This is a genomic window from Planktothrix tepida PCC 9214 (genome assembly GCF_900009145.1).
GTDB lineage: Bacteria > Cyanobacteriota > Cyanobacteriia > Cyanobacteriales > Microcoleaceae > Planktothrix > Planktothrix tepida.
In genome coordinates this window covers 291,226-317,060 of the sequence record NZ_LN889813.1, presented here as the reverse complement: position 1 = coordinate 317,060, position 25,835 = coordinate 291,226, and the positions used below count along the sequence as shown (strand labels likewise).

Here is a 25,835-nt window from a genome sequence, read left to right as displayed (position 1 = left end):
AATAGACCGGAGTTGTCAGGCTATCTGATGCCTTACCCTGATGGAGTTAGGGAATATGAGTGGCGCACAAAACATTCAGGATTTGCACCTCTGCCCACCCAACACCGGAAACTTTACGCCTGATAAACTATCTGTATTAACAAAATCCCAAAATTCATCCCTACCCCGATCAACTGAGGGTGAGTATGAATTTTGGAAAAACAAAAAGTGCGATCAGCACTTGACAATCTCAAACTTCGTTTGTTAGCATTTTATCGTAAACGTGGTTCCTGGTAAGATGCTCAAAACAGTCAAAGTCAGAATCTATCCCACCGTTCAACAACAGGAGTTATTAGCTCAAGCTTTTGGCTCGGTTCGTTGGCTGTGGAATCGTTTTTTGAACTTGACAAATGAAACCTATCAACAAACCGGGAAAGGATTATCACGTTACGACTTACAAAAACAATTACCTGCTCTCAAGAAAGAATATGAATGGTTGAAAAATACCTATAGCCAATGCTTGCAAGTTGTTTGCTTAAACCTTAGTCGAGGGTTCATTAACTTCTTTGAAAGACGTGCAGACTATCCTAGATTCAAATCTAAACACGGGAAACAATCTTTATCTTATCCTCAAAATGTAAGAATCAGTGGTAATAGTTTATGCTTTCCCAAAATTGGTGAAATATTTGCTAAAATTCACCGTCCTATAGAGGGAGCGATTAAAACTGTAACTATCACCAAAAACAAGTGTAATCAATATTATGCTTCTGTTTTATTTGAGGATGGAAAGAAGATTCCCAATCCTTCATCTGAAGGTAAGGCGATTGGTTTAGATATGGGATTAAACGATTTCTGTATCACTTCAGATGGTAGTAAATTCGCTAATCCTAGATGGTTGAAAAAGCATGAGCGCAATCTCAAGATTAAACAGAAATCATTATCTCGCAAAAAGAAAGATTCAAATAATCGATCTAAAGCCAGACTTAAAGTAGCTAAAGTTCACAACAAAATTACTCGATGCCGTGAGGATTTTCACCATAAGCTATCACGCAGGATAGTCAACGAAAACCAAGTTATTGTGTGTGAAAATCTAAATATCAAAGGCATGGTCAAAAACCACTGTTTAGCGCAAGCAATTTCTCAAGTTGGATGGGGTCAATTCCAGACCATGCTTTTCTATAAAGCAGAACAAGAAGGAAAAATCTATTTAGAAATTGATAGATTTTTCCCTTCCTCAAAAACTTGTAATCATTGCTTAAATGTGGTTGATAGCTTGCCTTTAGATGTTCGACAATGGACTTGTAATCATTGTGGTACAAAACACGACCGAGATATCAACGCTGCCAAAAATATTAGAGATGAAGGACTGCGTTTTTTGTCGTTAGGAACTAGCGAGTCAGCCTGTTGTCCAGATGTCAGACGTAATAGTGGAGGACGCAAGAAATCTACTGTTGTGCTTTCTGTTGGACAGGAAGCTCCGACCTCAGCGTAGCGGGTCGGAGTAGTTCACTACAACGTCTATATTGATACTCTATCTTTCACGGTTGATCATGCCATTGTCTGATACTCCAGAGAAAACAGTTTTTGATTTGCACGCCGAGGCACATCGCTATATCGCCCAACAGCAGTTTGATGAGGCGGTTGAAGTCTGTCAGCAAGCACTGAAGTTGCAACCTCGCTTCCTCCCGACTTACAGTACGATGGGGTTGGCTAAACAATTGCAAGGAAAACTAGATGAAGCCAAATTTTGGTATACCAAAGCCCTCGACCTCAAACCCGATTGGGTGGAAGTTCATGCTAATTTAGGGACGGTATATGTTCAACAACAGCAATGGCAAGAAGCCCTGCAATCTTATCAAACTGCGCTGCATTTTAAACCGAATCAAGCCATAATTTATCAGAATTTATATAGGGTTTGGATTAATCTCAATCAACCGGAAGAAGCGAATCATGCTTGGTTTCAAGCCTTAATTTTAGAGCCACAATGCGTTTCTCCTCAAGATTATATGGATTTTGGAAAAACGTTAATTGAAAAAGGCAAATTAGATCAAGCTCTGGAACTCTATACTAAGGGCGTAGAAATTTATCCCAATTTGCCCCACTCCTATTTTAGTTTGGGAGAAGCTTTAAGCCGGAAACAACAATGGGAAGATGCGATCGCCGCCTATAATCAAGCAATTAGTCTTGATCCCGATAGTTACCTGTTTTATCAAAGTTTAGGAGATGCGTTAGTTCAGCAACAAAAATGGGATGAAGCGATCGCAAATTACCAAAAAGCCATTGAACTCAGCCCGAATTTTTCCTGGACATATCATCAACTGGGAAATGCTTTATCTGAACAACAAAGATGGGAAGAAGCCACCCTTGCTTATTACCAAGGAATTGCCCTTAATCCTAAATTTTTCGGTTCTTATTTTAAATTAGGAGAAATTTGTTCTAAAACCGGAAAACATCAAGAAGCTGTTGATTGGTATCGCCAAGCTATTGAGATTAATCCTGATGGCTTTTGGTTGCATTTTACCCTAGGAAATAGCTTGTTGGAAATGCAACAGTTTGAGGAAGCGTTAACTTGCTATCAGCAAGCAATTGAACTGGAACCGAATGTGGATTGGTTATATCCCCAAATCGGAAAATTATTTACAGGTCAAAAACAATGGAATCAGGCAATTGATGCTTATTGTAAAGCCGTTGAACTCAATCCGAATAATCTTTGGCTGTTAGATCAATTAGCAGATACCTTAATTGAACAGGAGGAAATAGAAACTGCTATTTCCGTTTATCAAAAATGTCTTGAAGTGACTCCCAAAGCTCATATTTTACATTATCAATTAGGGAATTTATATAACTCTCAAGGTCAAATTGATGAAGCGATCGCATCCTATCAAACAGCTATCAATCTTAATTCAAAAGTCGCTGAATATTATGCTGGATTAGGAGAAGCTTGGTTAAAAAAACAAGAATTAGATCTAGCCATGTCCTACTTAATGGACGCTTTACAAATGAAGCCGGATTTAATTGAAGCTTATCAAAATATTGCTAAAATTTTACAGCAGCAAGGAAAAACAGAAGAAGCTTTAAAATGTTATAACTATAAAGAATTACCTTGGTCACTTTTAGAACAATACTGTTCTATTAATCCTGATCAATTGATTACATCAGACTTTAGTTCTCATGTGACTTATATTCCCGTTTATCCAGCTAGTCAAATTCCTCTAAACCCCTCTCGAACAATTGCTCAATTTCATCCCGGCTTTATTTTTGGTCAAGCTGAAACTCGAAATGCTTTTGTCGTGATATTAGAGAATGGGAAAGTCTGGGGAGATTCAGCGACCAGTGCAATTATGACTGCACAAAATGAATTACTCACTGATATTTCAACCGGATGCGCTGAATTGGTTTTATCCTCTAATAAATTACCCCCAGCATATAAAATTGATGGAACGGTTGCCTTTTTATCCGTGCAATGGGGAGAAGCATTTTATCATTGGTTGTATGATGTTTTACCGGGTATTCATTTGATTCAAGAAAGCGGTATTTCCTTAGATAGTATTGATTATTTCGTTTTCAATAGTTATCGTTCTCCCTATCAAAAGCAAACCTTACAAAAATTAGGTATCCCAGAATCCAAAATTATCGAAAGTCGTTATCAACCTTATATTCAAGCGCAAAAAATTATTGTTCCCGCGCCTAATTTTTTCCATAATTCCACAACAACTTCTCCTTGGATTTGCAAATTCCTCAAACAACAATTTGTTTCTCAAGATTTTCAGAAAATTTCTACAAACCGTCGCATCTATATTAGTCGAGAACAAGCCAGTTACCGTCATCTGGTGAATCAAGATGAGTTACTTAAACGTTTAGAACCCTTGAACTTTGAGAGCGTTGTACTAGAATCTTTAACGATTTCTGAACAAGCCGAATTAATGGCTAGTGCGTCAGTGGTTTTAACTCCCCATGGTGCGGGCTTATCTAATATTGTGTTTTGTCAGCCTGGAACTAAGGTGATTGAATTATTTGCACCCACTCATATTCCACCTTGTTATCGAATTATTAGTAATATCTGTGAGCTAGAACATTATTATTTAATTGGAGAGCTTGTCGAAAATGAAGCTTTAGATGATATTACGTTTTTAGGATTATTAGATATGCGGATTAATATCGATGATTTAATGAGTTTATTAGAATTAGCTGGAGTTACAGAACTTTCTTAATCTTGTCAATATTTTATCAGGGTCGAGATCATGCAACCATCTGAAACACCAGACAATTCTGTCATTGTTTTATATCAACAAGCGTCTCGCCATATCGCTCAACAGCAATATGAAGAAGCGATTACAACTTGTCAAAACATCTTACAATTGCAACCTAATTTTGCGTTAGCTTACAGTACCATTGGGTTAGCGAAACAATTGCAAGGACAACTAGAGGAAGCTAAATCATACTATGAAAACGCCTTAAAACTACAACCGAACTGGGTCGAAGTTCTAGGGAATTTAGGGACAGTTTATCTACAACAACAGCAATGGGAAAAAGCTTTAAAATTCTATGAAATTGCTTTACAGTTAAAACCGAATCAAGTCGGGATTTACCGAAATTTATATAGTGTTTTTAGCTACCTAAACCAACCCGAAAAAGCACTAGAATGTTGGTTTCAAGTATTAATTTTAGAACCTGAATCTATCCCCCTTCAATCTCATATTGATTTCGGCAAAAGTTTAATTTCTCAAAGCAAATGGGATCAAGCAATTTCTTTGTATTTAAAAACTTTAGAAATTTATCCTAATTCCCATCAAGCTTATTATTGGTTAGGAGAAGCTTTTTCTGGAAAACAACAATGGTTAGAAGCAATAAAAGCTTATCGTCAAGCTATTAAAATTGAGAATAATATTGATTGGTTTTATCCCAAATTAGGAAAAGCGTTATTAGAAACTCACCAATGGTATGAGGCTGTTATTGCCTATTATGAAGCGGCTAAATCTAATGCCTATTATCAAGAGCTATTAGATGAGATTATTCCTAAAATTATACAATCTCAAGAATTAATTCAAGCAAGTTTAATTTTTGAAGAACAGTTAAAGAAACGTCCTGAAGCGGATGAACTTTACCATATTTTAGGAAATATTTATAAAGTCAACAATAAGATTGTAGATGCAATTTTTTATTATACAAAAGCGATTCAGATTAATCCTAATCTTTCTCAATATTATGCAGATTTAGGAGATGTTTGGTTAAAACAAAAGCAATGGGAACAGGCTATTTATTGTTGTCTTGAAGCCTTAAAAATTAATCCTGATTTTATGAAACCTTACGATATAATTGCTGAGGTTTTGATGCAACAAGGATATGATGAAGAAGGTTTAGGCTGTTATAACGCTAGAGAAATACCCTCTGCAATTCTTCAAAAATATTGTCCCATTCCGACACACCAACTGACTTTATCCCAGATTGATTCTCAAATCAATTTTATACCTATTTATTCTGAATCTAATATTACTTTAACTCCGTCAAAAACAATTTCTCAATCTCAATTTTGTTTAATGTTTGATCACGCTACAACTCAAAAAGCATTTGTAGCCATTTTAGAGAATGCTAGAGCCTGGGGAGATTTAGCCACCAGTGCCATTATAACAGAAAATAATCAATTAGTTACGGATCTTTCAACGGGATGTGCTGAATTAGTTTTATCGTCGAATCAATTAGCACCAGTCTATCAAATTGAGGGAACAATTGCCTTTTTATCGGTGCGTTGGGGAGCAACCTATTTTCATTGGCTGTATGATGTTTTACCCGGTTTTCATTTAATTCAAGAAAGTGGGATTTCCTGGGATGATATTGATTATTTTGTGATTAATGCAGACTATCCAACTTATCAAAAAGAAACCTTAGTTAAGCTTGGTGTTCCCTTGTCTAAAATTATAGTGAGTATGACTCATCATCATATTCAAGCTCATAAAATTATTGTTCCTTCCCCGAATTTAATGTACAAAAATGTGATCACACCTGCATGGGTGTGTAACTTTTTGAGATCAGCTTTTCTTCCCGCTAATATTGGGAATATTACCCCTTATCGCCGGATTTATTTGAGTCGAGAAAAAGCAAGTTATCGTAATGTTATTAACCAAGATGAATTATTTCAATGTCTGAAACCATTAAACTTTGAAAGCGTGGTTTTAGAAACTTTAAGCTTTTCCGAACAAGTAGAATTAATGGCGACCGCATCCGTTGTAATAGCGCCGCATGGTGCTGGATTATCTAATATTGTATTTTGTCAACCTAGAACTAAAATTATTGAGCTATTTCACCCAGATTATGTTCCGATTTATTATCGATTGATTAGCAATCTTTGTCAGTTAGAACATTACTATTTAATTAGTGAAGTCATTGATAAAACAACAGAAAATTTAACTCATCTCGGACAACTCGATATGAAAATTAATCTGGATGAGTTCATGAAATTGTTAGAATTAGCTGAAATTAAAATAACTTAATTCCTGCTTCTAAAGGTTGAGAACGTTGTTGTATTGTTTGTTGTAAAACCCAAGTTGTTAAATTTTGCCATTCCGGTAAACTACACAGTTGATTCACAGATAAAGGCTGTTCTAAACTATTAGAATAATGAACAAAACTTTCTGTCCAATTGGTTAAAGTTTCTACCGCCAAAAATGGGGTATATTGCCAAGCTTTTTGTAAATATTCTGCCATTTCTAGCGGGAAACCTGTATAATATAAATACCAAGAACTCCAAACTAAGGTACTATACCGCACCCAATTTTCAATTAACCGAATTTCTAAGGGAATATTGGGAAGATTAAAAAATTTATCCAAAACATAATTAATCGATTTTGCTTGAGAAATTCCATCCCGCATTGTGTTGCGGTCATGTTGACGATAACAAACCGTTGACTGACGTAACCAAGCGGATTCACAGCCTAATAATGCTAATCTTAAAATTAAATCCACATCCTCCGCATGGGCTAACCCCGGTTCAAACCCTGCAACTTTTAATAACCAGTCTCGACGAAACATTAAAGTTCCCATTGTTCCCAAAGGTTTCCAACGCAACCACATTTCTAAATTCAATTCAGGAACATAGTCCCAAGGTGTCGCATCCATTAGGGTTTCTCCCTGTTGGTTCACGCGACGCCATCCACTTTGAACCAGTCCCAGTTGGGGTTGTGCTTCAAAAACTGCTAGTTGAGTTGCTAATTTATCGTCAAGAAAAGTATCATCCGCATCGAGGAAGACAATAAACTCTCCCTTCGCTAAATTTAACCCATGATTTCGCGCGACAGAAACCCCTTGGTTTTGTTGATAAACATAGTGAATCTGTTGAGAATAGGGTTGTAACGCTTCCCGGGTGTTGTCCTGGGAACCATCATCCACGACGATAATTTCATAAGCAGAATAAGTTTGATTAAGAATACTTTCGATCGCTTGCCCAATATAGCGATCGCAGTTGTATGCTGGAATCACAATACTAATTTGGGGAGTTTCTAAGGAATTGGACATAGATTTAATCCAGAACTTGATTCAATGTTAAATGTTAGGGTTGATTTTTATCTTCTATAATACCTAAAACTGCTATTAATAATTCCTCTAACTTGAGTTAGTCTCTGGACAGAATTCTGGTTAACTTAAAAAAGTTCAGTGTTGGGCTTTAGCCTAAGAATCTAGGTACTTTAGCTTAACTAGAGAAGATTTATTAATATTCGTTGATTTGGGACTTGCTACTTATTGTTCTGTGATTATTTAATTTATAATGAAAAAAAATTCTATCTCTGTTCCCCAAAATCAAAAACTTCCTTGGTTTGAGCGGTTAATGGCTATTGTCGTTACCGTTAACTATGGATTAGTTTTATTTAACCTGACTTATACTGATTTGCGAGATTATTATTTTCGGTATATTCCGGTTCTAACCCAAATTTATGATCCCGTTAAAGGGATAGAACCTCATCAAGATACAGAAAAATATTTAGAGACTGTTGAGCAGTTAAAAGTTAGTGTAACTGAAACCAGTTTAAATTCTACTGAAACCGATGAAATTTTAGCACAATTACGCGCTCAAAGTGAGGGAATGATCAATGAAAATCCCTTTGCAATTGCTGAAAAAAGCGGAACTTTAGAACGCATTAAAAATCGAATGCGAGATCATGTCGAAAATCCTCAAAATTCCGCTAAACAATCTTTTAATACCTTTTGGAGTACATCTTATCTCAAACAACAAGGATATGATCAAGAAATTGACTGGTTTGAAAAAAATATTAGTCCTTTAATTGCCACAAACTATTATCGAACTCTCGGAGAAAATGGGGAATTCACTCGAACTTTTTGGAAAATTGATTTACCCTTTGTGATCATTTTCTTCCTCGAATTTTTAGCCAGAACCTATTTTATTAGCCGTCGTTATCCGAGAGTAACTTGGTTTGATGCGATGTTATGGCGGTGGTATGATGTCTTTTTGTTTTTACCCTTTTGGCGATTATTAAGAATAATTCCTGTAGCACTACGCTTAAATCAAGTCCATTTTATTAGTTTAGAATATATTCGGCTTCAAGTGACTCGCGGATTTGTGGCTGGAATAGCCAGGGAATTAACCGAAGCCGTTGTGGTTGAAGGTCTTGAACAAGTTCAACGGGAAATTGAGAAAGGAGATGTGGTTAAGCGATTTTTCACGAATCGCAATAAAAAATATTTAGATATTAATAATATTAATGAAATAGAGGCGATTGCTAATCATTTAATTAAAACAATTATTTATAATGTTATTCCTAAAATAGAACCCGATATTGAAGCATTATTGCGCTATAATATTGAACAAGTCATCCAACAATCCCCCGTTATTCAACAGTTTAAAAGTATACCGGGGTTACAACAAATTCCTGAACAAATTCAAGAAAGAATTATTGCTGAACTGTCTAAATTAGCAACAGAAGGGCCACAGGATGCCTATGAAACGGTGAAAAAAGCAATGGAAGATCCCGTTGGTACAAAATTAACCAATCAATTAGTTAAAAACTTTAGTCAGGTGTTAGGAGAAGAATTACAAAAAGAACAAGGCTTTGCCGAAATCCAAACCTTATTAATTGACTTTTTAGAAGAATTCAAAATTAACTATATTCAACAGGTGGATGAATCTAACTTTGAACAAGTTCTCGCCCAATTACACGAACAAAGACGATTAACACAAACCGATTAAATGTTGTCCTTGTCAACCGTTACCCATCAACCGACAAGACCCCTGACAATTGCCTTCACCGTAAGCTAAACTAGAAGAAGAGGCGAACCCTTTGGGTTCGTCTTTGGCTTCTGGGAGGACACTGTTTCACGCGCAGAGTGGGTGAAGCCCACTTTTTTCATGTCAGTGTAACGCCAGAACTTCTGTAGACTCTAATATTCCCGTCAACTATGGCTCATCCCCTGATCCCCGAAATTCTTGATATCGCCACCCCCATCGCCCAAACCTTGGGACTGGAAGTGGTGGGGGCTACCTTTTACACCAATCAGAAACCGCCTGTACTGCGTGTCGATATCCGCAACCCCAGTCAGGATACTGGATTGGATGATTGTGAACGGATGAGTCGGGCTTTGGAAGAACAGTTAGAGACGACGAATATTATTCCCGATGCGTATGTTTTGGAGATTTCCAGCCCAGGAATTTCACAATTTTTAACCAGCGATCGCGAATTTATTTCCTTCAAAGGATTTCCGATCATTGTCAAAACATCAGAACCCTACAAAGGTCAGACTCAACAACGGGGAAAACTCGTGCGTCGGGATGAAACAACTGTTTATCTCAGTCAAAAAGGGCGGCAAATCGCAATTCCGCGCGAGTTAGTAACGGAAGTTTTACTAGACGAAAGTGGAGAGGAATAAAGGTTTTATAACGCTGGAAGTCAATAAATAGAAACTTTCCACTCTGTTCCCTGTTTCCTGTTATCAAACAATCAAAATTTGGAGGATAAAAACCCTATGTCAATGGTGAGTTTGCCCGGTTTGCAAGATATGATTAATAGTATTTCTCAGGAACGTAATTTACCTAAACAAGCGGTAGAAGAAGCGTTGCGAGAAGCCTTATTAAAAGGATATGAACGCTATCGTCGGACGATTGAAATTCAGACTCAATTTAGTGACGATTATTTTGATAATTTTGATGTAGAACTCGATGTCGATGAAGAAGGATTTCGCGTTTTAGCGAAGAATTTAATGATTGTTGAACAAGTCAGTAATCAAGATCACCAAATTGCCTTAAAAGATGTACGCGAAGTTGCTCCAGAAGCCCAGTTAGGGGATACGGTTACGTTAGATGTTACCCCGGATCAAGGGGAGTTTGGTCGCATGGCTGCCATTCAAACGAAACAGGTTTTAGCCCAAAAACTCCGAGATAAGCAGCGCAAATTGATTCAAGAAGAGTTTAAAGAACTTGAAGGCACCGTGCTCCAAGCTAAAGTGCTGCGGTTTGAACGACAATCGGTGATTATGGAAGTGGCCAGTGGTTTTGGTCGCATGGCTGTTGAAGCGGAACTCCCCAAACGCGAACAACTCCCCAATGATAATTATCGAGCCAATGCGACTTTCCGAGTTTATCTGAAAAAAGTCTGTCAAGGTTCCCAACGGGGGCCACAATTGTTAGTATCTAGGGCCGATGCCGGGTTAGTCGTTTATCTGTTTGCCAATGAAGTCCCTGAAATTGAGGATGAAGTGGTGCGAATTGTCGCCGTCGCGCGAGAAGCCAACCCCCCTTCCCGTCACGTTGGCCCTCGGACTAAAATAGCAGTAGATACTTTGGATCGAGATGTTGATCCGGTTGGTGCTTGTATCGGAGCGAGGGGTTCGCGGATTCAAGTTGTGGTGAATGAACTGCGGGGTGAGAAAATAGATGTGATTCGTTGGTCACCTGACCCGGCTACCTATATTGCCAATGCCTTGAGTCCGGCCAGAGTCGATGAAGTCCGTTTAGTTAATCCTGAAGAACGTCGAGCCCACATTCTGGTTCCCGAAGATCAATTGAGTTTGGCCATTGGGAAAGAAGGGCAAAATGTTCGTCTCGCAGCCCGATTAACAGGCTGGAAAATTGATATTAAGGATACTGCTAAATATGATGCAGCAGCCGAAGATCAAAAAATCGCCGAAGAACTCGAACGTCAAGNTAGGCTTCAGGTACATCTAACTCCTGATAACTGATAACTGATAACTGATAACTGTCAACTGTCAACGGTCAACCCATGAAAAATCAACGTCGTTGCGTTGCTTGTCGCCAGTTAGCAGGCAAAGAAACCTTCTGGCGATTTGTCCGGCTCTATCCATCCCATCAGGTACAATTAGATCAAGGAATGGGTCGTTCAGCCTACCTTTGCCCCAACCCTGATTGTTTAAGAGTGGCTCAGAAAAAAAATCGACTGGGACACGCACTCCGGGCTTCTGTGCCAGAGGAACTGTATCAAACCCTATGGCAACGTTTAGCAACGCCTGATTAAGAAGCACTCACCAGTCAAGGCGATTTTTCTGAATCAAATGCCGATTGAAGTTCATAACCGATGTTAGGAGGTGTCAAGTTCACATTGAGTCCCTAAACCTAACAGGCATCTTGCCTGTTCCACTTCCCCAGATAGAAGACTGGGATATCCAAGTTAAACCAGAATAGGATAAATTGGCTGATGTGTCCAATGCTCCTCCTTCACCCGAAGGTTTATATCTGCTAACTTGAGAAAGACAATTGTAAAGATTTGAGGGGTTCAAGTTCAACAAAAATTGAAATAACATTAAGAACTGTCACAGCAGACGAATCCTCTGCATCCTTGACACTTAAATAACAAGAGCAGATGATATCGTTATTTAAAATGTAGAGGTTACTGTTGTAAGAGTAAATCGAACTATGTAAACATCAAACAATGGGTTGGTACGAAGAGGGGTCAGTGGATGAACAACGCCAAAGTCAGAATTTACGAACTATCACGGGAACTTAATTTGGATAACAAGGACATCTTAGCGGTGTGCGAACGGCTGAATATTTCGGTTAAAAGCCACAGTAGCACGATTTCAGAATCTGATAAAGAACGCATTGAAAAGTATGTAGCAACTCACCCGAACCCAGGTCAGCTTGATGGGAAATCCGAGCGATCGCACCCCAATGGGAAATCATCAGCAACGGCACCGGGCGAGAAGAAAAAGCAAGAAATTTTAGAGATCCAGAAGCCGAGAATCCGGCCTAACTCCGATGTCTCAGCCGTTTATGGCTCGGCGGATTCCCCTGCATCAACGTCAGTTGCCACTCCACCTAAGTCACTTGTTTCTCCAAAAGCGCCTGTGAAACCCACGTTAAATCGACCAGTGTTATCGAAACCCAATGCTCCTGCTCAAGCGGGAACGGAATCTTCCGAAACAACGGCCAGTGAATATTCCCAAGCTGAACAGATTGGCATTCCCGCTCCGGCCGAAGAGAACACCAGCTTTGAAGAGGTTGACCTCGATTTGTCAGAACCCCCTCAATTGTCTCCTCCACCTGTCAGACCTGCATCTCCCGTTCCGGTTTCTTCTGTTCCTATCTCAGTTGTTACGACAGAGACAGCACCTATCGTTAAAAACAAGCCCGTTTTAAAAACGAATAAACCCGCACCTAAATCCGTTGAACCCAAATCTAAAACGGACGGGCCGGAAAGACCCACTCCAAAACCGCAACAAGCTCCATCCCTAGCTTCAGCAGAAACAAAAGAAAAAGACTCAGAAGCCAGAAAACCACCGCGCAAAGAGATCGGGACTCCCAGACCCAGCCGATCTGTCCCGGAATTACAACCTCCTCCTGCCCGTAAATCGGCGGTTCAAGCGATTGATGACGATGCAGAACCTTCCGAAAGCGCAGAAGAGGAACCCTTAATTGCCACAGATGATTTAATTAAACGGCCAAAACGGGCTGCTGTGACCTTAACTCGACCGAACCCCCCGCGAACAGGGAAACGAGGGCCAGAATGGGAGGAAGAGGAAGAAGAAGTTGTAGATACAGGTAAAGCCAAATCGGCTAAAGTCAAGTCTAAACGACGGGCTAAACCGTCTTTGGATGAAGATGATGATGATGAACTCAACGCATTATCTTTATCCAATGCTAATAACGCCATGATGAGTATATCTCTGGCCCGTCCACCGAAACCCAAAGCCGGCCCTGGACAAGGTAACGTGGCAGCAACAACGGCTAAACCGAAAAAACAAGCTCCTAGTCGGGGGGGAGGTTCTTCGGCTGCAAATATGCGGCGTACAGAAGCAAAACCGAAGGCAGAACGCCCTGAAAAAGTGATTGTACCAGGGCCAATGACGGTTCAAGAATTAGCAACCGCCTTAGCCTTACCTGAAACGGAAATTATTAAACGTCTCTTCTCCCAAGGGATTGCAGTTAATATTACAGAGACGCTGGACTATAACACAATTTTAGTAATTTGTCAAGAGCTAAACGTTCAAGTTGAAACGGAAGAACAAGTATCCGGTGCGATTAAACCCGACAATATTTTCAACGAAGAAGACCTAGAACATCTGCAACGCCGTCCTCCGGTGGTCACAATCATGGGTCACGTCGATCATGGGAAAACCACCCTCCTCGATGCGATTCGCGAAACCAAAGTGGCTCAAGGGGAAGCTGGAGGCATTACCCAACACATCGGTGCTTATCATGTCGATGTGGAACATGAAGGTAAAACTCAGCAAGTGGTCTTCCTGGATACTCCGGGTCACGAAGCCTTTACCGCGATGCGGGCCAGGGGTGCGCGTGTGACCGACGTGGCGATTTTGGTGGTGGCTGCCGATGATGGGGTTCAACCTCAAACCATTGAAGCCATTAGCCATGCTAAGGCGGCGGGAGTCCCGATGATCATTGCCATTAACAAAATTGATAAAGAAGGTGCCCAGCCGGATCGGGTGAAACAGGAGTTAACCGAATTTTCTCTGGTTCCTGAAGAATGGGGCGGTGACACCATTATGGTTCCCGTCAGTGCGATCAAAGGGGAAAATCTCGATACCTTGTTAGAGATGATTTTGTTAGTGGCTGAGGTTGAAGATCTGTATGCCAACCCCAACCGAGCCGCGAAAGGAACAATCATTGAAGCTCACCTGGACAAATCCCGTGGCCCTGTGGCAACCTTATTAGTCCAAAACGGAACTCTGCGCGTCGGAGATATCGTTGTTGCGGGTTCGGTGCTGGGTAAAGTCCGGGCGATGGTGGATGATCGAGGGGATCGCGTCGATGAAGCCAGTCCTTCCTTTGCGGTTGAAGTCTTAGGACTGCGGGATGTTCCAGCGGCGGGTGATGAATTCGATGTGTTTGAGAACGAGAAAGAAGCTTCGGCTTTGGCAACATCACGGGCTGAGACAAAACGACAAACCCGCTTAACCAAAGGTCGGATCAGTCTGAGTGAATTCTCGGCTCGTGCTCAAGAAGGTGAGTTGAAGGAACTAAACTTAATCCTGAAGGCAGACGTTCAAGGTTCGGTGGAAGCCATTGTCAATGCCTTGAAAAAACTGCCTCAGAAAGAAGTCGAACTGCAACTGCTCTTAGCCGCACCGGGTGAAATTACGGAAACGGATATTGACTTAGCCGCCGCCAGTGATGCCGTTTTACTCGGATTTAATACCACCTTGGCTCATGGTGCACGGCAAGCCGCTGATCGCGCTGGGGTGGATATCCGCGATTACAACATCATTTACAACCTCTTAGATGATGTTCAAGCAGCGATGGAAGGGTTATTAGAACCGGAACTGGTGGAAGAAGCTCTGGGTCAAGTGGAAGTTCGGGCAATTTTCCCGGTTGGACGCAGTACGGTAGCAGGTTGTTATGTGCTCTCCGGTAAAGTGATCCGTAACTGTAAAGTCCGAGTCCGTCGTAAAGGCGAAATCGTTCATGAAGGCGCTCTTGACTCCCTGAAACGGATGAAAGAAGATGCCAAGGAAGTCAATGCCGGTTATGAATGTGGCATTGCCTTGGATAACTTCAACGACTGGAACATGGGCGATATCATTGAAGCTTATCGGATGACCACGAAACGTCGTACCCTAACCTTATAATCTTTATCTCTCAGGGTTGAACAACCACCTTTTATTCCAGTAATAATCGGTGGTTGTTGCTTTTTTAAGCGTCTGCGGGATTGAGTGGGATCATCGCCCAGGTGGTGTAGGTTCCAATCGGACTCCACAAAACAAAAGGAAGCAGTAAAAAGGCTGCGGTCTGAGAAATGGGCCAAACACTAATCATCAACATTAACCCTAAAATAAAACCGGTTCCCCCTAAAATGGTTCCAACTCGTAAACTTTTCGTCTTACACATCACAGGGGTATAGGACAAAATGACTAATTCTACTAATAGATAAAACCCCATTAACACCCAAGTTTGAGGCGTTTGGGGTTCGGCTTCCCAAACTAAAATTGCTGACCAAGCCCCCCCAATAAAAACAATTGTCCAAATTAAAGGAATCGCTTTTTCAAAGGTTAACCAACCCGGACGAGTTAAACGATTAAACCATCGGATGTCATTAGGGGTCAAAAGGATATTACTGGCTAAGGCGACGAGAAAAGCTACTCCTCCAATTACCATCCAAGATTTAATCATAATTTTTGACCCTTTTAACCTTATTCTGATTATTTTATATTAGTTGGTTATGAGTGAAATCTCCCAAAAGCCTGAAAATTAAGCCCTATCCCTAAACAATTCTAGCCCATTGCATTAATTTTAAAAGAGAATCCAAATTGACCTTAATATTTTGAGATCCATCCGTAGGAGAACAATTGGCATTAGCTGCTTCAGAAAATAAACAGTAATAATCACAACCCACAATATTACTTAATTCCCAATAACAAGATAGCGTCCAATTTGGCATTAAAAACTCAATGACCTGAGTTCCTGGGGAACAAAAAACTAAATTGGTTAAAGCGGCTCCATGAGGAGAAATAATGACTTTAGTATTTGCCATATAATAGGCTTGTTGTCTAACTGATAAAGTTTCTAAACTCAAGGCGGTAAACCCAAATTGCTGTAAAAATAAGATTACTTCTGCTTCATTATCGACTTGACGATAGGATGCCTGACTTCGACTTAAATAAACTCTTTCTAAGGGCAATAATTCTAAGTTTTCTTGAGAATTGAGACATAAATTTTTCAAGAAATTACAAGCCCATTGAGGAGTTCTGGACGTTGCATGAGAATAGGAAGGAATTATAATTTTATCTGCTTTTAAAGCCGGATTTTGGGAACTTTCAATAATTTTTTCTGGGGGAACATTTAATAGTTGCAATGTCTCATATTCATAGTTGAATTGGCATCGATTCACAACAAAATAATCGACTTCTTCAATTAAAAAATGTCGTAATAATAAATCCAATCTAGCAATAATATCAAACATCCAGTGATAATAATTTTCACCCCATTTAACCGATAAAAATGCCACTGTTCCACCGATATTTCGTGACGCAATAAAATGAGGAGAATTAACTAATAAAGCTGCACTTCCGGTGGATAAATCTGTGATTAATTGATTCTCTGAATTGAGAACAGCACTGGTTAATGTATCCGCCCAAACTTTGCCTTCAGGGATACTATAAACAAAGGTTTCCGGGAAATGAATTGAGGTTAATTGAAAATGAGGGTTGAGACTTCCTTCGATTAATTTAGGGGGAGTAAGTTTGATATTACTAGGTAGATAAACTGGAATTTTAGTTAAATTTTTTTCTGTATGAGTCGTAATAAAATAATTATCTGATAAATTAAATACTTTTTGGATTAAAGGGATTGGTAATTGATGATGAACCTCACAAAGAATAGCATCTAATGGTTGATTATTTTGTTTAAGAATGGTAGAAATACAATAATAGGCTTCATGATAATCTGGCTGTAATTGTAATCCTTTAATTAAATAATCTAAAGCTAGATCCCATAGTTTCTGTTGAATTAAAATTTTACCAATGGCAATATAATACCAGCTTTGCGGATTTATATTTATGGCATTTTGGTAGGCCTGAATTGCATTTTCTAACTGATTCTGAGATAAAAAAACTTCTGCTAACTTCCCATAAAACCAATCTATATTTGGATTAAGCTGGATTGCTTGAGAATAAGATTTAATCGCATTTTTTTGTTGTTTTAATTGAAAAAAAGCATCTCCTAATTTAATATAAATCCAACAATCTATAGGTTCAAGTTCAATTGCTTTTTTATAATAATCAATGGATTTTTCTATCTGGTTTAAGTTAAAAAAAGATTCCCCTAGACCAAAATAAGCCCAACAAAAATTATTATTAAATTTAATAAATTGACTATAGGCTGTGATCGCTTCTTCCCAGCGTTCTAATTTAATTAATACTTCTCCTAAACTATTGTAAGACCAAGGAAAATCAGGATTAATTTGAATAGATTTAGAATAAGCATTTATGGCATCTTCATAACGTTCTAACTGCATTAAAGCTTGACCTAATTTATAATAAATCTGGTCATTTTCAGGATTTAATTCAATTGCTTGATTATAGAAAAATAAAGCTAGTTCAGGGTTTCCCTGTTCTAAATAATGATTTGCAGAAATTAAATAAGATTCTGCTGTTTGTAAATCATTTCTATTATTTTTATCGTTAAAATAGCTCATTATTATTCAATAACTTTTGCCATTTTTAAAAGTTTAATAATATTATAAGACTTAACTTTTATATTGTCAAAAATTGGAATAGAATTTAATTCGACCTCATCCACAGGTTCACCGACACAACAGTAATATTCACAGCTAACTATATTGCAAAGTTGCCAATAATAAGAAGTCTCCCATTGAGGGAATAAAAATTCAATCACCTTTGTCTTAGGACGACAAAAGATTAAATTAGTTAATCCTGACCCGTGGGGTGCAATAATAATTTCTGCATTAGCAAAATAACCAACTTGTTCTTGAAAAGGTAAATGTTCTAAACAAACCGTTTGAAAACCTAATGTTTCTAAAAAGGGTAAAAATTCCGACTCATTGATGACTTTTCGGCAGTTAGCATTTTCGCGGCTTATATAAATTCGCTGAGGATAATTATTTGCATTTATACCAGGAAAAAGAAATTTATTCCTAATAAAATTTACTCCCCATGCTGAGGACTTTAAATAACTCCACTGAACAAAAGATGGAACTAATAATACTGACCCTTTTACATGGGGATAGATACAGTTATCAATCACTTTATGCTCAGGAATATTCAACAGCTTTAGCATTTCTTTTTCATAAGGAGATTGGTGACGGTTAACGACAAACCAATCAATTTTATTGAAATCAAAATCAGCCTTCTCTAATAAATGCAAACGGGCTATAATATCAAACATCCAATGGTAATAAATTAATCCGAATTGCGCTGATAAAAAAGCTACATTTCCTTCTAATTCTAAAGGCTCTGGTAATTGCTCACGACTAATTACTAACTCACTACAACCTGTTGATAAATCCTTAATTAACTGGTGTTCTGAAGTCATGACAGCAGATGTTAAAGCATCTCCCCATACTCGTCCATTAGGGATCACTGCAACAAACGCTTCTGGGGATACCATAGAGTTAGGAAACAACCTAAAATTAGGTTCGCCTAATATTCCGTTTGGAGGATTAAAAATTACCAAACTTTGAGGATAAATTGATATTTTTTGAGCCAGAGGATGATCCTGAATATTTATTAGTAAATTAGGGGATAAATTCAAGTGTTTTTTAAGTACATCAAAAGGGATGATTTGCAAATATTTACATCCATCTCCATCTAACTTTCGCCCCATTTTTTCTAAAATTAAACCCAATTTAACATAACTATCAAAATCGTCCGTGTGTCGTTTTAACCATTGCAATAAATAAGAAATTGCTTCTTCCCAATTTCCTAAATTAGAATGCACTTCTACTAGGTTTGAATTTAAGTCAGGATAATCAGGATTAATATTTAGACAATTACTAAAAGCAATGTACACTTCTTCCCATTGTTTCAATTCTTTTAAAACTATTCCTAAATTAAAATAAGCTGCTGCAATATTAGGATTAATAGTAATAAAATGACGATAAGTAGAAACTGCTTTTTTTTCCTGTTTAACCGATTGGTAAGCCTCCCCTAAACCATAATACGACCAGCTAAAATCAGGATTTAATTCTATTGCCTTTTGATAGGCTAAAATTGCTTCTTCAAAGCGTTGTAGCTTACTTAAATTTTCTCCTAAACCTTGATACGACCAGCTAAAATCAGGATTCAGTTCTATCGCCTTTTGATAGGCTAAAATTGCTTCTTCAAAGCGTTGTAGCTTACTTAAATTCTCTCCTAAACCTTGATACGACCAGCTAAAATCAGGATTCAATTCTATCGCTTTTTGATAGGCTAAAATTGCTTCTTTAAAATGTGCTTTTTGACTTAAAGCCAACCCTAATTGACAGTAAGGATGATAAAAGGTAGGATTAAATTCAATAGCGTAACGATAGCAAACAATTGCTTGATCAATTTTGCCATTATCTAAAAATTTATTTCCTAAATTAAACTGGTCTTCCGGTTTAATTTTATCAGGTTCTCTAATTAAAATTTGATATTGACATTCGTTGGCGAGTTCCGTTTGATTAGTTGTCGTAAAAATATTGGCTAAATCTCTATAAAATCTTGTATTATTAGGATTAATTTTTATTGCCATTTGATAATAATCTGTAGCGGATTTCCACTTGCGCTTCTCAGCATAAATTATACCTAGATTGGCATATATTTCTGCTTGATTAGGTTGTAATAGTAAAACTTGTTGATAATAATTTTCAGCTTGCTGATAGTTCCCTTTTAACTGCATTACAATTCCCATTAATCGATAAGCGTCGCCCAAATCTTCATTGTTTTTCAAAGCAATTTTACAAATATTAATTGCTTCATCTAATTGGCCTTGTTTAATATGAATTTCAGCTTTTTTGATAATTTCTGATTGGGTCATAATTATACAATAAAAAATTAAGTTGAAATAGGTTCTTCTCTAAATTTAGCTACACAGATTACAACATAAATTTAATCTAATTCCAGTTCAACTGCATTCCCAGAAACTCCTCTAACTGCTGATTATAAGGTTGAAAATAATTCTGGAGTAAGGCGCGTGTTGATTGGGAAATGGGGGAATAAGGTCTGGTATTATATTGAGGATATTTTTGTAAATGATATTCCGGTAAACCCAAAAATCGAAGAACTTGTGTTGTTCCCTGATCAGGATTTGCATAAAAGTCTTCACTTTTTAAAATCAAAAATTGTTCTTTGGGAAAAATTTCCATCCATTTTTTTAAGAAATGAATATATAATCCTTTGGCAAGATATCCTTGAAATTGATATAGGGTGAGTTGTGTCCAAAAATCAAGCGTTTGATCCTGCAATTGTTCTATCTCCTGTTGAACTACCTCTTCAAAAGAACGGTGTTCCCATTTTAAACTAACCCAATGATAATAGTGTGAAATAGCTCGATTAATCGGATTTCTTAACAGAAGAATTAATTTTACTTTTGGGAAAAATTGTACTAAATATTTAGCGACTTCTGGAGAATTAAAGTTAATGGGGGTTGCTTCTCCGACTAAACAGTGATAGTTTGGGGGAATGGGAGGAAAATGAGAAAAATACCATTCTAAACCTCGATGAACTTGATTTGACCAAAACGGCATTTCTTTAATCATGGATGAAATCACGTTTGGATGTTCCGATAGATAATAGTTTAAAGAAGTTGTTCCCCCTTTTTGGCTTCCAATGATTAAAAAATCAAGATGATTAACGGGTTGTAAAGTATCTGTAATAGGTTGCCATTCGGGACGAAATTGCGGAATGATTTTTTGACCTGCAATAGAATTATATTCTATAGCTGTTGATAAATCCCCTTTTTGGGTTAATAATACGGCTAAATTTAAGTAAAGAATGCAGGATTCTGGATTTTTTGCAATCGCTTGATGGTAAATATCAATGGCTGTATCGAGAGAATTATTTTGATCAATTAACTCTACAATAGTTTGATAATTCCAGAGAAAAAGATCGGGTTTAAGTTCTAAAAATTTAAGATAGGCATTAACGGATTCACTTCTTTGCTGCTGACGAGATAAAGCCATCCCTAAATTGTAATAAGATTCGGGATCATTGGGGTTTTCTTGAATAGCCAAACGACATTCATTCGCTACTATTTCTAAAGCTGTTTTTCGCTCTAAAATGGCTTCTAACTGTTGAGCAAGCTCTAAATGATCAGGTTGGAGATATAAAGCAATTCGATAAAAAATAATAGCACCATCCTCATAATTATTTTCAGCTAAATATTTTGCTACTTTTACATAAAGCTCAAAATCAGTCGGTAAAAAATGCTGCCATTGAGATAAATCAGAAGGTTCATTTACTTTTGAATAATAGTCATCAATAACCGAATCTGATTCCACTTGAATTTTGTCTTTAATAACTTCTCCAATTCGATTTAAACTTGCTAATAAATCGGGATTTTGTTTCCAAGCTTTGAAATAAGCAAAAACCGCTTTTTGTTGGTTTTGTTGTTGATATAGAGCTTCCCCTAAATAATAATAAGACCAACAAAACTCTGGATTGAGTTCAATCGCTTTAGAATAAGCTAAAATCGCTTGATCCCATTGTGTTTGTTGAAGTAAAGCCATTCCTAAGTTATGATAAGACCAAGAAAAATTTGGGTTGAGTTCAATAGCTTGATGGTAAACAACAATAGCTTCTACCCATTTATTATGTTTAGAAAAAATTTCTCCCAGTTGATAATAAGCCCAAGAAAAGTTAGGATCGAGTTCGATAGTTTTTTGGTAAAGTGCGATCGCATCTTCCCAGTTTTCTTGCTGGCGATAGATTTCAGCTTGTTGATATAAATCTGATACAGAAATTTCTGAGTTGACAGTGGAATAACGATCCAACATGATTCAATATAAGAGGGATTAGATTTAATCTTTTGTTAATCGATACACGATATAAAACATCAAACCAGCAATTGTGGGAATCCCAAGCAAATAGATCAATAAAACTTGAGAAATCCCACTAGCTACATATAATAAAGCGCCGTAGGGTACCAATACAAAGATTAACAATAAAATCAGTTTAACGGGAGTCCATTTAACGGGTTTTAGGGTCTGCATATTTTTACCGCCTAAATTGCGTAACATCACAGATTTAGGAGGTTTTCCAAAATTATCATGTTGTCCTGATAGCTTCTGTTTTATCATTGTTCCTCAATTTACTTTCTTTAAACTACTGATCATCGATCTCAATAAGACTTATAATAACAGGTTGATTAGCTAAAACTTTAAATTTATGTTGAGTTCATCTCCTCGAATTAGCATTATTATTCCCACCTACAATGGCGATCACTATATCAGCCAAGCCATTGATAGTGTATTGAGTCAAACCTACTCCAACTATGAGATTATTATCGTTGATGATGGTTCAACAGATAATACCCTTGAGATTATACAACATTACATAGAAAAGTACCAGAGCGCTTCTCTAATTCGTTACATTTTTCAACCTAATCAAGGAGTTGCAGCCGCTAGAAATCTCGGTATTCAGGAAGCTAGAGGGGAATTTATTGCTTTACTTGATCAAGATGATATGTTTTGGCCCGAAAAATTAGCCCATCAAGTTGCTTGTTTTCAGGCTAACCCTGATGTAGCAATTGTCAATAGTGGCTGGCGTTTAATTGATCAAAATAATAATAGAATCTCTGATATTGAACCTTGGCATAATTTGCCTAATTTAACATTAGAAACTTGGGTGACTAGAACCCCAATTTTACCCAGCGCATTGATGTTTAGGCGAGAAGCTTGGCAGCAAATAGGGGGATTTGATTCTCGGTTTAACGGTGTGGATGACGTTGATTTTATTTGGCGTTTAGCATTGCGTGAATATTCAGCGATTTGGTTGCCAGAAATTACCGTGAATTATCGACAACATCAAGAAACTGTTTCTAATACAAAAGCTAAAGAACGAGCCAATTTAATGATAGCTGTTCAAGATCAATTTTTTGGTCAGCCTAATTTACCGGATGAAATTCGTCAACTTGAAAAACTAACTCGATATGAATCTTTGACTTGGATGGCATGGCATTTATATCATACCCATCATCCTCAGCAAATGGCTGAATTTCTCCAAAAATCTTTACCCTATACTCCTTATACCGTAGCTATTACAATTTCTGATTGGGTACATCGGTTCATGGGTTATTGTCTTGCTTATGGTTATGAACTGGAACTCGAAAATTTCTATAATTTACAAGATTGGAAACAATTAATTTCTAAAATAATTCCTCAAACTAAACCTAGGGTTAGTGTCATTATTCCGACGTATAACTGTGATCAATATATTGAACAATGTGTTAAGAGTGTTCTTGAACAAACTTATACAAATTATGAAGTCATTGTTATTGATGATGGATCTCAGGATAAAACTCAACAAATTTTAAAACCTTTTTTACCTGTAATTAAATATATCTATCAAAACAATCAAGGAGCAGCAAAAGCTAGAAATCATGGCTGTAAAATTGCTCAAGGAGAATTTTTAGCTTTTTTAGATGGAGATGACTTTTTCTTACCTCAAAAATTAGCGGAACAGGTTGCTACTTTTGATAATGATCCTACTATTGATTTAGTCCAAAGTGGTTGGTGTATTGTTAATCAGAAAGGCATCGGAGTGAGTGTCATTACGCCTTGGGGAAACGCACCAGAATTAAATTTAGAAACTTGGGTTTTACATAAATGTGTGCGTCCTAGTGCTATGATTCTACGCCGAGAATGGTGGGAAAAAGTTGGAGGATTTGATCATCATTATCCCCCTACAGAAGACTTGGATTTTGTTTTACGCCTTTCTTTAATGGGATGTAAAACCGTTTGGTTTAAAGAAATTCATGCCTGTTATCGTCAACATGATCATAACTTAATGTCAGGAGGATTAAAAGTTATTGAAAATACTGAAATTGTTATGAATCAATTTTTTAATCATCCAAATCTTCCTGATCAAATTCGTCGCTTACGCCGAAAAGAAAGTTATGAACGCTGGGTTTGGTTAGCTTGGCGAATGTATCGAGATGGTTATCCTGATTTAATGATATTTTGTTTAGAAAACTCTATAAAATATACTTTTTCTCCTCTAACGGAAACCATCTCTCAATGGCTTGATGCGTTTCAAAATATTGCAGCAGACTATGGAGAAAAAATCGATACTTATGCTTTAATTAAATCTCAGGAATGGCAATCCGTTTTAAATAAAATTATGAATCCAAAACTCAGCACCGAATCTAAACCTCAATTAACACCCGCCACTAATAAACCTCATATTATGTTAATGAATACTGATGATCCCGGTATTGGAGGTTTAGCACAATATGATCATTTGATTTTATGTGAATTAGCTAAATTAGGCTATCGGGTAACAGCCGTTAGACCCCAACATTATAACCCCTTAGTTGAGGAAGAAAAAGAGTTAGGAATTCAGCAATATTGGTTAGACTATAGTACCAGCCAAGATTTACCTCGAATTTTGAGAAATACCCAAGATGCAGAAACTCTTTATCAGGAAATAAAGCCCGATTTTATTATTTTTAGTGATGGCTGGCCTTACTCCCATTTTGCAGCTAAACAAGTGGCAATTCAACAGAATATTCCCTATATGATGGCTATAGGATTAGCTATGCCAGAACACATTGATTTTACTATGGGAGATAATGTTCCCTATGCCAAAGGAGTCTTATATCAATATGGATTAGCTCGGACTTTTAATACCGCAGCTTATGAACATCTTAACATTTTACAAGAGAAATTTGGCTTACCCAAAGATAAAGGAAATGTGGTTTATTATGGACGATCAGAAAAATATTTTGCTCCTCCTAACTTAGCCACTCGTCAACGGTTGCGCCAAGAAATAGGGATTCCTGAAGATGGGATTATGTGTTTAACAACTGCACGGTTAGCCCCTATTAAGGGACATCGATTTCAATTAGAAGCGATCGCCAAATTAAAACATACCAAAATCTGGGATAAATTATACTTTGTCTGGGCAGGAACGGGACAGGGAAGTGATCATAATTTAGAACCCGAATTAAAAGAAAAAGTTGAGCATTTAGGTGTTAGTGATCGCGTGATATTCTTAGGACAACGGTGGGATATTCCCGACTGGTTAGATGCCTGTGATATCTTTGTATTAACCTCCTTAGCCGAAGCCGCCCCATCCTTTGCCATTATGGAAGCAATGGCAAAAGGATTACCCATTATTGCCTCGGCTGCGGGGGGTATTCCCGAAGGATTAGGAGAGACCGGAAAACTGTTAACTAATCCTAATATTGATCCTCAAAAAACGGTAACTGATCTTGTTCAAGCCCTGCAAGAATTAGCTGTTAATCCTCTATTATTATCTAAAATGGGTGTAGCATCTAAACAACGGGCGGAAGAACTCTTTAAAGAAGACCGGATGTTAAAACAAACCCTAACTATTATTAAACAAGCCCTAGAAGCAGAATTTGATTCTGACTTTGCCAATCAACCCCAAATTAAAACAGGAATCAAACAATTAAATCAACAGTTAAATTATGCTTCCTGTCTGTGGAATGCTTGGTTTGCCTATACCCAAAATAATCAAACCGATATGTTAAAATACCTGCAAGCATCCTTAAAGGTTTCAACCTCGGAATTTATTACCGAAACCCTATTAGATTGGGTCGAGGATTTTGTCAGACTCTCAACCTATAAAAATCAACCCTTAAACACCTTAACCATAACCCAATCTTCTCAATGGAAATACCTGATGGAAACCCTCCTCGGTATTCGTTCTTAGTTAGCCATCCTATCCCTTCCTGAAAAAATGTTATATTAAGATGAAAACCCCATACATAAATCCACTTTAAG

At 37.6% G+C, this 25,835-nt stretch carries 15 protein-coding genes; 9 read left to right on the top strand and 6 right to left on the bottom strand.

What is annotated here, in order from left to right:
* Window positions 1-277 precede the first annotated feature (277 nt).
* The 3 genes from PL9214_RS24020 to PL9214_RS24010 are packed head-to-tail and all read left to right on the top strand — an operon-like array spanning window position 278 to window position 6,467.
* Complete coding sequence (locus PL9214_RS24020) at window positions 278-1,471, top strand: RNA-guided endonuclease InsQ/TnpB family protein (protein WP_072721606.1); 1,194 nt, start codon at window positions 278-280, stop codon at window positions 1,469-1,471.
* 58 nt (window positions 1,472-1,529) lie between these two features.
* A complete protein-coding gene (locus PL9214_RS24015) occupies window positions 1,530-4,190 on the top strand; it encodes a tetratricopeptide repeat protein (RefSeq protein WP_072721605.1) in 2,661 nt (886 codons plus the stop codon).
* 30 nt (window positions 4,191-4,220) lie between these two features.
* A complete protein-coding gene (locus tag PL9214_RS24010; protein ID WP_072721603.1) occupies window positions 4,221-6,467 on the top strand; it encodes a tetratricopeptide repeat protein in 2,247 nt (748 codons plus the stop codon).
* Here the strand turns inward: PL9214_RS24010 and PL9214_RS24005 are convergent.
* Window positions 6,454-7,488, bottom strand: a complete 1,035-nt coding sequence (locus tag PL9214_RS24005) for a glycosyltransferase family 2 protein (protein ID WP_072721601.1) — start codon at window positions 7,486-7,488, stop codon at window positions 6,454-6,456. The genes PL9214_RS24010 and PL9214_RS24005 overlap by 14 nt on opposite strands.
* 250 nt (window positions 7,489-7,738) lie before the next feature.
* Between PL9214_RS24005 and PL9214_RS24000 the strand changes: the two genes are divergently transcribed.
* From PL9214_RS24000 to infB, 5 genes are all read left to right on the top strand, one after another.
* Complete coding sequence (locus PL9214_RS24000; RefSeq protein WP_245824356.1) at window positions 7,739-9,175, top strand: hypothetical protein; 1,437 nt, start codon at window positions 7,739-7,741, stop codon at window positions 9,173-9,175.
* A gap of 209 nt (window positions 9,176-9,384) precedes the next feature.
* Window positions 9,385-9,852 (top strand): ribosome maturation factor RimP, encoded by a 468-nt coding sequence (rimP, locus tag PL9214_RS23995; protein ID WP_072721599.1) that lies wholly within the window; start codon window positions 9,385-9,387, stop codon window positions 9,850-9,852.
* A gap of 96 nt (window positions 9,853-9,948) precedes the next feature.
* Window positions 9,949-11,160, top strand: a complete 1,212-nt coding sequence (gene nusA, locus PL9214_RS23990) for a transcription termination factor NusA (protein ID WP_072721597.1) — start codon at window positions 9,949-9,951, stop codon at window positions 11,158-11,160.
* 41 nt (window positions 11,161-11,201) lie between these two features.
* A complete protein-coding gene (locus PL9214_RS23985) occupies window positions 11,202-11,453 on the top strand; it encodes a YlxR family protein (protein ID WP_072721595.1) in 252 nt (83 codons plus the stop codon).
* A gap of 442 nt (window positions 11,454-11,895) precedes the next feature.
* Window positions 11,896-15,021, top strand: coding sequence for a translation initiation factor IF-2 (gene infB, locus PL9214_RS23980; RefSeq protein WP_072721593.1), 3,126 nt, complete (start codon window positions 11,896-11,898; stop codon window positions 15,019-15,021).
* 64 nt (window positions 15,022-15,085) lie between these two features.
* Here the strand turns inward: infB and PL9214_RS23975 are convergent, their stop codons facing one another.
* The 5 genes from PL9214_RS23975 to PL9214_RS23955 form a co-directional block, all read right to left on the bottom strand.
* Window positions 15,086-15,562 (bottom strand): TspO/MBR family protein, encoded by a 477-nt coding sequence (locus PL9214_RS23975; RefSeq protein WP_072721591.1) that lies wholly within the window; start codon window positions 15,560-15,562, stop codon window positions 15,086-15,088.
* 91 nt (window positions 15,563-15,653) lie between these two features.
* A complete protein-coding gene (locus PL9214_RS23970; protein ID WP_072721589.1) occupies window positions 15,654-17,585 on the bottom strand; it encodes a tetratricopeptide repeat protein in 1,932 nt (643 codons plus the stop codon).
* 2 nt (window positions 17,586-17,587) lie between these two features.
* Window positions 17,588-19,906 (bottom strand): tetratricopeptide repeat protein, encoded by a 2,319-nt coding sequence (locus tag PL9214_RS23965; RefSeq protein ID WP_072721587.1) that lies wholly within the window; start codon window positions 19,904-19,906, stop codon window positions 17,588-17,590.
* A 76-nt stretch (window positions 19,907-19,982) separates the two neighbouring features.
* A complete protein-coding gene (locus PL9214_RS23960; protein WP_072721585.1) occupies window positions 19,983-21,863 on the bottom strand; it encodes a tetratricopeptide repeat protein in 1,881 nt (626 codons plus the stop codon).
* A gap of 24 nt (window positions 21,864-21,887) precedes the next feature.
* Window positions 21,888-22,166 carry a hypothetical protein gene (locus tag PL9214_RS23955; RefSeq protein ID WP_072721584.1) on the bottom strand — a complete coding sequence of 93 codons (279 nt, stop codon included), beginning with the start codon at window positions 22,164-22,166 and terminating at the stop codon, window positions 21,888-21,890.
* An 88-nt stretch (window positions 22,167-22,254) separates the two neighbouring features.
* On the opposite strand from PL9214_RS23955, the gene PL9214_RS23950 reads away from it, so the two are divergent.
* The gene (locus PL9214_RS23950; RefSeq protein ID WP_072721582.1) at window positions 22,255-25,764 is read left to right on the top strand and encodes a glycosyltransferase; all 3,510 of its coding nucleotides are present in this window, start codon (window positions 22,255-22,257) and stop codon (window positions 25,762-25,764) included.
* Window positions 25,765-25,835 lie beyond the last annotated feature (71 nt).

Bases quoted from the DNA above. Each gene is read 5' to 3' on its own strand.
- PL9214_RS24010 (WP_072721603.1), top strand. From the start codon at position 4,221: ATGCAACCATCTGAAACACCAGACAATTCTGTCATTGTTTTATATCAA.
- PL9214_RS23970 (WP_072721589.1), bottom strand. From the start codon at position 17,585: ATGAGCTATTTTAACGATAAAAATAATAGAAATGATTTACAAACAGCA.
- rimP (WP_072721599.1), top strand. From the start codon at position 9,385: ATGGCTCATCCCCTGATCCCCGAAATTCTTGATATCGCCACCCCCATC.
- PL9214_RS24015 (WP_072721605.1), top strand. From the start codon at position 1,530: ATGCCATTGTCTGATACTCCAGAGAAAACAGTTTTTGATTTGCACGCC.
- PL9214_RS23985 (WP_072721595.1), top strand. From the start codon at position 11,202: ATGAAAAATCAACGTCGTTGCGTTGCTTGTCGCCAGTTAGCAGGCAAA.
- PL9214_RS24020 (WP_072721606.1), top strand. From the start codon at position 278: ATGCTCAAAACAGTCAAAGTCAGAATCTATCCCACCGTTCAACAACAG.
- infB (WP_072721593.1), top strand. From the start codon at position 11,896: ATGAACAACGCCAAAGTCAGAATTTACGAACTATCACGGGAACTTAAT.
- PL9214_RS23975 (WP_072721591.1), bottom strand. From the start codon at position 15,562: ATGATTAAATCTTGGATGGTAATTGGAGGAGTAGCTTTTCTCGTCGCC.
- PL9214_RS24005 (WP_072721601.1), bottom strand. From the start codon at position 7,488: ATGTCCAATTCCTTAGAAACTCCCCAAATTAGTATTGTGATTCCAGCA.
- PL9214_RS23950 (WP_072721582.1), top strand. From the start codon at position 22,255: ATGTTGAGTTCATCTCCTCGAATTAGCATTATTATTCCCACCTACAAT.
- PL9214_RS23955 (WP_072721584.1), bottom strand. From the start codon at position 22,166: ATGATAAAACAGAAGCTATCAGGACAACATGATAATTTTGGAAAACCT.
- PL9214_RS23960 (WP_072721585.1), bottom strand. From the start codon at position 21,863: ATGTTGGATCGTTATTCCACTGTCAACTCAGAAATTTCTGTATCAGAT.
- PL9214_RS23965 (WP_072721587.1), bottom strand. From the start codon at position 19,906: ATGACCCAATCAGAAATTATCAAAAAAGCTGAAATTCATATTAAACAA.
- PL9214_RS24000 (WP_245824356.1), top strand. From the start codon at position 7,739: ATGAAAAAAAATTCTATCTCTGTTCCCCAAAATCAAAAACTTCCTTGG.